This is a genomic window from Geobacillus thermopakistaniensis (assembly GCF_000498995.1).
Lineage (GTDB): Bacteria > Bacillota > Bacilli > Bacillales > Anoxybacillaceae > Geobacillus > Geobacillus thermoleovorans.
Genome location: NZ_AYSF01000099.1, coordinates 1 through 5613, shown reverse-complemented (window position 1 = coordinate 5613; position 5613 = coordinate 1). Strand labels below are relative to the sequence as shown.

4 protein-coding genes and 2 pseudogenes are annotated in these 5613 nt (G+C 55.7%); all 6 read left to right on the top strand.

Features of this window, described 5'->3' with window-relative positions; all coding sequences use genetic code 11:
* Nucleotides 1–149, top strand: a pseudogene (locus tag T260_RS122995) (MerR family transcriptional regulator); the annotation flags it as partial.
* Nucleotides 146–1681 carry a class I adenylate-forming enzyme family protein gene (locus T260_RS123000; RefSeq protein WP_023634553.1) on the top strand — a complete coding sequence of 512 codons (1536 nt, stop codon included), beginning with the start codon at nucleotides 146–148 and terminating at the stop codon, nucleotides 1679–1681. The pseudogene T260_RS122995 and the gene T260_RS123000, both read left to right, overlap by 4 nt.
* A 23-nt stretch (nucleotides 1682–1704) precedes the next feature.
* A pseudogene (locus T260_RS01000000138170) lies at nucleotides 1705–3386 on the top strand (acyl-CoA dehydrogenase family protein).
* Nucleotides 3387–3508: 122 nt separating this feature from the next.
* Nucleotides 3509–4444, top strand: a complete 936-nt coding sequence (locus T260_RS123005; protein ID WP_011230989.1) for an alpha/beta hydrolase — start codon at nucleotides 3509–3511, stop codon at nucleotides 4442–4444.
* 95 nt (nucleotides 4445–4539) lie between these two features.
* A complete protein-coding gene (locus tag T260_RS123010; protein ID WP_014195652.1) occupies nucleotides 4540–5223 on the top strand; it encodes an SOS response-associated peptidase in 684 nt (227 codons plus the stop codon).
* Nucleotides 5223–5613: thiol-disulfide oxidoreductase DCC family protein (locus T260_RS123015; protein ID WP_023634552.1), on the top strand; the 391-nt coding region annotated here is incomplete at its 3' end. The genes T260_RS123010 and T260_RS123015, both read left to right, overlap by 1 nt.

Genomic DNA, 5613 nt, shown 5'->3' with positions numbered 1-5613 from the left:
TTTTCGGCAAAATTTTCGAATACGGGCGGCGGAAATTGAAGGAGGTGAGCGAGCGGATCGAGGATTTGCTTCAGCTGAAGGCGGAGATGGAAGCGCTGCTTTCCGATTTTGAACAGCGATTGCGAGAATGGGAGGAATCGGATGGATGAACATTTCAGAGCTGCTCGCCCGGAATGCGAGGAAATTTCCAGAGAAAACGGCGGTCATCGAAGGAGAATCATCGCTGTCGTATGCCGAGGTCAACTGCATGGTCAATCGCTTGGCCTCATCATTGGCTCGGCTTGGTGTCGGACGCGGCGATAAAGTCGCGCTGTATATGTCCAATACCAAAGAGTTTGCCGTTTCGTACTTTGCCGTTTTGCGCCTTGGCGCGGTTGTTGTGCCGATTAACGCGCGCTTGACGGCGGCTGAGGTGCAGTATATTCTCGGCCATAGCGAGGCAAAGGCGCTCATCGCCCACGATTGGGTGCATCAAGTGCTCGCCCCGCTTGTCGGTGGAAGCGATGGAATCTGGGTGAAGACCGGGAAGGCGGAAGGCGGTTGGCTGTCGCTCGAGGAGTTGATCGATTCGGGTGATCCAGAAGAGATCGTCTGCCCAGCCAAAGAGGATGATGAGGCGACGATTTTGTATACATCGGGGACAACGGGGCGGCCAAAAGGGGTGTTGTTCACGCATCGCAATGTGATCACGGTTGCGGACATGATCGTGATCGAAACGAAAATCGACCGTCAAAGCCGCCTGCTGCATCTCATGCCGCTCAGCCACTCAGCGCCGCTTCATTTGTTTTTCATAGGCGGCACGTACGTCGGTGCGACCCATGTCCTAGCGCCTGCGTTTTCCCCGGATGCGTTGCTCGAACTGGTCGAGCGTCACAAGATCACCCACTTTTTCGGCGCGCCAGTGGCGTATTTGTTGACGGCGAAGCATCCGCGGTTTGACGAATACGACCTTTCTTCGGTCCGTTGCTGGATGTACGGCGGGGCTCCGCTGTCGCGTGAGGAAGTGAAGTTTGTCGCCAGCCGCTTTGGCGCCGGGCGGATGATGTGTTTATACGGTTTGACCGAAGCCGGCCCGAACGGGACGTACTTGTCTCCTGAGGAGCATGGCGAAAAAGCGGGGAGCGTCGGCCGAGATGCCGCTCTTCATTGCGAGGTGGCCCTCGTCGATGAGAACGGACAGGAAGTTGCGCCCGGCGAGGTCGGGGAGATCGTGCTGCGCGGGGAGAGCATCATGAAAGGATACTACAAGGACGAAGAAAAAACGAACGAGGTGATCAAAGACGGCTGGCTGTACACCGGCGATTTGGCGCGCCGCGATGAAGACGGCTACATTTGGATCGTCGACCGGAAAAAAGATGTCATCATTTCCGGCGGTGTCAACATTTATCCAAAGGAAGTCGAAGATGTGCTGCGAACGCATCCGGCGATCGCCGATGTTGCCGTGATCGGCGTGCCGCATCCGGAGTGGGGCGAAACAGCAAAAGCGTTTGTTGTATTGAGCCAACCTCTCGAACCGCTTGCGGAAGAGTGCAAGCGTTTCCTATCTGACAAGCTGGCTGACTATAAAATTCCGCGTCTGTATGAGGCGATCGCTGAACTGCCGCGCAATGCGACGGGAAAAGTGTTGAAACAAGTGCTGCGGATGTGGGAGACGACGGCGCAGGGAGCACAGGGACGATAAGAAGAGGGGAAAGGGGAGAGACGATGAAACCGCTTTATGAAGTCGATCCGAATTTGCTGGCGAATTTGAAACGGCATTTGGATGACGAATTGTATCGGTATGCGGAAGAAAAGCTCGCGTCGTTTTACGAATTTTGCTTGACGGACGTCGACCGCCGCGCCGTGCACACCGACCGCGAAGGGCAGCCGCGCCTCATCAAGTACGACCGGTTTGGGAACGACATTTCCGAAGTATGGGTAAACGAAGGATACGTGCAGACGGCAAAACAGACGTACGAAACGGGCATTGTCGGTTATGTGCACAAACCGATTCCCGAGCTTGGAAGAAAAGGAAACTACATGTATTCGTACGCCCAAGGGTACATTTTATCCCAAGCTGAGCCCGGGTTTTATTGTCCGGTGACGCTGACGATGGCAACCGCCTATGTGCTTGAACATTTCGCCGACGACGAGTTAAAAGCACGGTACTTGCCCCATGTCACTTCCACCGGTGAGGTCGAACTGTATGAAGGGGCGACGTTTTTAACCGAGCGCCAAGGCGGGTCGGACGTTGGCGCCAACGCGGTGCGTGCTGTGCCGTGCGGCGACCATTATAAACTATATGGGGAAAAATATTTTGCCAGCAATGCCGGCCGCTGCGGCGTGGCGCTCGTATTGGCGCGCATCGACGGGAGCGGGCCGGGGACGAAAGGGCTGAGCTTGTTCCTTGTCCCGTGGCGCAAAGAAGATGGGACGTTAAACGGCATCTCGATTCGCCGCCTGAAAGATAAGTTAGGAGTGCGCGCCGTGCCGTCGGCCGAAGTCGTGTTTGACGGGGCCGAGGCGTATGTGGTCGGCGATCCGCGGAAAGGCTTCTACTATATGATGGAAGCGCTTAATCTCTCGCGCGTCTGCAATGCGGTTGCTTCCGTCGGCATCATGAAGCGGGCGCTTGAAGAGGCGAAACAATACGCTGAGCGACGCACTGCCTTTGGCCATGTCTTGACGGATTACCCGATGGTGCGCGAGACGCTTGCCAATTTGACGGCGAGACAGGAAGTGGAAACGAGCGCCTGCTTTGACATGATCGCCTTGTTTGACCGCGTCATGGCCGCGCCGCATGAAGCGAGCGAGGCGGAGAAAGCATGGCTCAGGCTGCTGATTGCGCTCCTTAAGATGCGCACCGCCGAAGAGGCAATCGCGTTCAGCCATGAGGCGATTGAAATGCATGGAGGCAACGGGTATATTGAAGATTTTGTCACGCCACGCCTGTTGCGCGATGCGCAAGTGCTGACGGTTTGGGAGGGGACGGCGAACATTTTGGCGCTCGAGGTGCTGCGGTTGATGCGCAAATATCGCATCCACGAACGGTTTGCCGCCGAGATGCAGGAGCGCCTTGAGCGTTTGGCAGCTGACGTGAAGCCGCTCGCCCGCCCGGTCGAAGAAGGGCTTAAGGAATGGGGGCAGCACTGGCGCGTCTTAACGGCCAGTCGGAAGAGGTCCAGACGTTCCACGCGAAAGCGATCGCCAATCGGATGTGCGATCTGTATTTGAGCATCATCGCCCTTGAACGCGGGCAAGAAGACGAACGGAACAGGTTGATCGCTGAGCTGTTTTTGCGCCATGTTTGGGAGCGCGGGCTCGTCGATGAACGCATGACGTCGGTGCGCGAGTTTGACTTGATCGTCAGATGTAAAGGAGCGTCTGCGCCGCTCGCGCATTCGTAAGTTGGCGGCATGAAGCGGGCCATGGGCGAAAGGGATGTTCGTTTTTGGCGGACATCTCTTTTTTTGACTGCCAAATGAGCAATTCAACAAGTAGGATGAAAGAAAGGAAGGGGAAAACGGACATGGAAGTGGTGCGCACGCCGCGCCGGACAAAACGGCGCGTTTGGATTTCTGCGGCCATTGGCGTTGTCATTTTGGGGTTGCTCGCCTGCGTCGGTTTGTCCGTTTATGTCGGCTGGCAGCTGACGCATAAACCGCGCGAGCCGGTTACCATGACGCCGAAAGACTATGGCATGGCGTATGAAAGTGCGACATTTACAAGCAAAGATGGGAAAACGGCGCTCGAAGGCTGGATCATTCCGCCTAAAGGAGCGGCGAAGATGACGGTCATTTTTGCCCATGGGTATGCCGGCAACCGGATTCAGAAAAACGTGCCGTTTTTGCCGCTCGCCAAGCGGCTTGTTGACGACGGGTACCGCGTCATCTTGTTTGATTTTCGCGCGAGCGGCGAGTCGGGAGGCGATATGATTACGATCGGCGTCAAAGAGAAAGACGATCTGCTTGGCGTCATCGATTACGCGAAGCGGCACTATCGCGAGCCAGTCGCCTTATACGGCGTTTCAATGGGGGCGGCGACATCGATTTTGGCGGCGGCAGAAGACAGCGATGTTCGCGGGGTGATTGCGGACAGCCCGTTTAGCGACCTCGAATCGTATTTGCGCGCCAATATGCCGGTATGGACGCACTTGCCCGATGTGCCGTTTACGTATTTGATTTTAGCGATCGTCCCGGCGCTTGCGGATTTGGATTTGGGTGTGTCTTCGCCCATCCATGCGGTCGATCGTGTCGCGCCGAGGCCGATTTTGTTCATCCACAGCAAAGACGACCGTTCGATTCCATACAAAGAAAGTGTGAAGTTGTACAACACCCATCCGCATGCGTTTCAACTATGGCTGACGGACAAAGCGGATCATGTGAAAAGTTTTTCTCTCTACAGCGATGAGTATGTAGAAAGAGTGTCGGCGTTTTTGCGCTCATTGGTAAAAACTTCTTCGTAAGGCGGCTGCGATTCGTGTTCGGCCGCTTTTTGTATTATAATGGAAGAAATAGAGAATGAAGATGGCATTGATCAACGAATCGAGGAGTGAATGCCATGTGCGGTCGGTTTACGTTGACAGTTGATTTGGAAACATTGCGGGCGTTGTTTCGTTTCCGTTATCAAGGTTCGCTTGCGCCTCGGTTCAACATCGCCCCGAGCCAGGAGGTGTTGACGGTCATTGTGGAAGAAGGGGAGCGAATCGGCAAAATGATGCGCTGGGGGCTTGTGCCGTTTTGGGCGAAAGATGATCGCATCGGTGTCAAAATGATCAACGCCCGGGCGGAAACAGTCGATGAGAAGGCGAGTTTTCGCCATGCGTTCAAGCGGCGGCGCTGTTTGATTTTAGCCGATGGATTTTATGAGTGGAAAAAAGAGGGATCGAAAAAAGTGCCGTATCGGTTTACGCTTGCAACGGATGCGCCGTTTGGGTTTGCCGGTCTGTGGGAGCGCTGGGAGGGAGCGAGCGGGCCGCTTGAGACGTGCACGATCATGACGACGAGGGCGAACGAGCTCATCGCCCCCATTCACGATCGGATGCCGGTCATATTGCCTCCCGAGCAGCATGAAGACTGGCTGGATCCGCGTTTAGACGACAGCGAGTATTTGAAATCGTTGCTGCGTCCGTATCCGAGCAGCGAGATGCGCATGTACGAAGTGGCGCCGCTGGTCAACTCGCCGAAAAACGACGTGATCGCCTGCATCGAGCCGGTCGACAGCCGGTCAATGGAGGGAACGTGATGCATCCTGTCATCTTATTTGATGGCGATTGCCTGTTTTGCCATGCGAGCGCACACTGGATCGCCGCCCGCGACCGCCAGGCGGTGTTCCGCTTTGCGGCGCAACAGAGCGCCGTTGGTCAAGCATTGTTAGCCAAGCAGGAGATGTCAGCGGGAGACAGCGTCGTCCTCATCGAGAACGGGTGCTGTTATGTAAAATCTGATGCTGTCCTGCGCATCGGACGTCGTCTTGCTTGGCCTTGGAATTGGCTGGCAGCGTCTGGATTTCTCATCCCTCGGCTGTTGCGCGATCATATATATGACACGGTCGCCAACCATCGGCATCGTCTCACTCTGAAGCGCGATCATTGTCAGCTGCCGCCGCCTGAGCTGCGATCCCGCTTTCTTGATG